Origin of the sequence: Clostridium aminobutyricum (assembly GCF_017255415.1) — a bacterium.
GTDB lineage: Bacteria > Bacillota > Clostridia > Peptostreptococcales > Anaerovoracaceae > Aminipila > Aminipila aminobutyrica.
Genome location: NZ_JAFJZZ010000016.1, coordinates 1 through 2335, shown reverse-complemented (window position 1 = coordinate 2335; position 2335 = coordinate 1). Strand labels below are relative to the sequence as shown.

The window sequence follows — 2335 nt, the reverse complement described above, 5'->3', positions numbered from 1 at the left end:
AATAAAGGATAATATGTAATTATCGGTTGTTCGTTGATTTACTTTGAGCAAATGGAGAACACTATGAGTATTGATAAAAAACAGTTTATTCATCATTATGCGAAACGAGCCTGCGATGGTGAAACATCCCTTTTCTTGGGGGCTGGAGTTTCAGCTTCTGCTGGATATCCTTCATGGATGCACCTACTTAAACCATGTGCAAAAGAACTTGGAATTGAGATTGATGACAAAGTTGATTTATATCTACTCGCACAGTATTATGCAAATAGGTTCAGTTATAGTGCCTTAAAAAAAATTATAAATGAAAATGTTAATTTACTTAAATACGAAAGTACCTTGATTGATGAGCTCCTCAATTTAAACTTTAGAACAATATGGACTACCAACTATGATACTGTGTTGGAAAATAACCTCTTTAAGCGAAATGTATTAACGAATACAGTTAATAATGACCGTGACCTTTCGAACATTATAGGAAATAACCGAGTAAATATTTATAAGTTAAATGGTGATATAAAGAATCTTGATAATATTGTTATTACACAAAAAGATATAGAGCAGTATGAGCCGTCGCATGAATTATTGCTGACTTTTTTTAAACGTGAACTAGTTACGAATACTTTTTTATTTTTAGGTTATAGCTTTACAGATACTATTGTTTTAAATTGTTTAAATGCTATTAACAGGTGCTTAAAAGAATCTACAACTTGTCATTACGCTATTATGCTAAGAGGTAAAATACCTGATTTTGATTACTTTGTAAATGATTTAGAACAGCGATATCATGTTAACGTTCTAGTTATTGATGAGTATGAAGAGCTTCCAAATATTTTGAAAGAGCTTAACTACGAAATAAAAAGAAAAAATATTTTCTTCTCTGGTGTTTTTGATAAGTTGCCTTCTGATGAAGACGTTTTTGCAAATGATTTGTGCGGTAAAATTGCAGAAGCTTTATTGAAAGACAATTTCGCAATTTATACTGGTTATGGTAGAAATTTCGGAAATTATTTAGCCGGTAACAGCCTTCAATATATTCTTTATCATAACATGAATGTGAATAAACATTTGATAATGAGACCTTTTTTAAAGAATATGTCTTTTGAAGATAAAAGCACCCACCGAAAAATGCTTATTAATGATTGCCATGTTTCAATCTTCATGTTTGGTCAAGTGCCAACAGAAAACGGCTATGAAAATTCCAAAGGAATGATTGATGAATATGAAATAGCGAAGGAGCAGCGGCGAATCATTATTCCAATAGGCAGTACTGGGTATACTTCTTTTGAAATATGGAAAGATGTTAAAAAAAATATTATATTATATCCATATCTGGAAAGATATATAGATTCCTTAAATTCAAAAGATATAGAAATAATTGTTAACACTATTGTTCAAATTCTTTCGGAAGTTTGCTAAGAAATAAGCCCAACAATATTTCACTTATTTGTTCTAAAAGTCTGATTTCTTTAAAGTTGTATGGTAAATCAAGCTTTGTAGTGTTAAACAAATATTGAGCACTTTTATATAAAGAACTTATGTCATCTTTTAAAGATCCATTTAGATATAATATAAGACAAAAAAGGATGCTCATTTTACTGTTAAAATTTGAGGTTGATACACTACTGTAAAGTTCTAGTAACCTATTGATATATGTGGCGGCTGTGGCGGCTGGGTAACCAGATAAAACAGTTTTATAAACTTCCAAAGATGGATATTGATTTTTGTATATAATATCTTTATAGCACTTGCAAATAATTTGATTACATGCCAACAAGGTGCCAGAGGTATCATTTATCTCATTGTAGATCATATCGCATAGCCACTGATATTCACTGGATAGTTCTGACGCTTTGATATTATAAAAGATTGGGAATATATGTATCAAGCCTTTAAGATATCTCTCCTTTATCACTTCAAGCTCTTCAATAGCCCCTGGACTCTCTTGAAAGTACTTGCTGATTATCACAATTGCGTAATCACTTAAGCCTATGGCTTTTGTATATTTTTCAACCTTTTTATCTCCAAGTGTATATTGATGGTTATCATACCATATTTCGATGCCATGGTTTTCAAGGTGATACAGCATCGAGGTGGCTATTGTTAATCTCTCTCTTCCGGAAAAACACAAAAAAATCATATACCTCACCATTTCAATAAATTATCAATATTCTTTCTAATATGTTTTACCTCATTAATTAGATTATTAACTAATATAGAATTTATACCGTAGTATTTTAGATAAATGAAATGCTACCTATATAATTCAAAAAAATATTTATAAATCTACGGAAGTCTCTCTCCTCCAACAACCGATAATTACATATTATCCTTTATT

Annotated in this window: 2 protein-coding genes; one reads left to right on the top strand and one right to left on the bottom strand. The window is 30.5% G+C overall.

What is annotated here, in order from left to right; translation table 11 throughout:
* The first annotated feature begins 63 nt into the window (after positions 1-63).
* Positions 64-1416 (top strand): SIR2 family protein, encoded by a 1353-nt coding sequence (locus JYB65_RS14800; protein ID WP_206583473.1) that lies wholly within the window; start codon positions 64-66, stop codon positions 1414-1416.
* Here JYB65_RS14800 and JYB65_RS14795 read toward each other — a convergent pair.
* Entirely contained in the window at positions 1385-2137 is a 753-nt protein-coding gene (locus tag JYB65_RS14795) for a toll/interleukin-1 receptor domain-containing protein (RefSeq protein ID WP_206583472.1), read from the bottom strand. The two genes, JYB65_RS14800 and JYB65_RS14795, sit on opposite strands and share 32 nt — an antisense overlap.
* Positions 2138-2335: the final 198 nt, after the last annotated feature.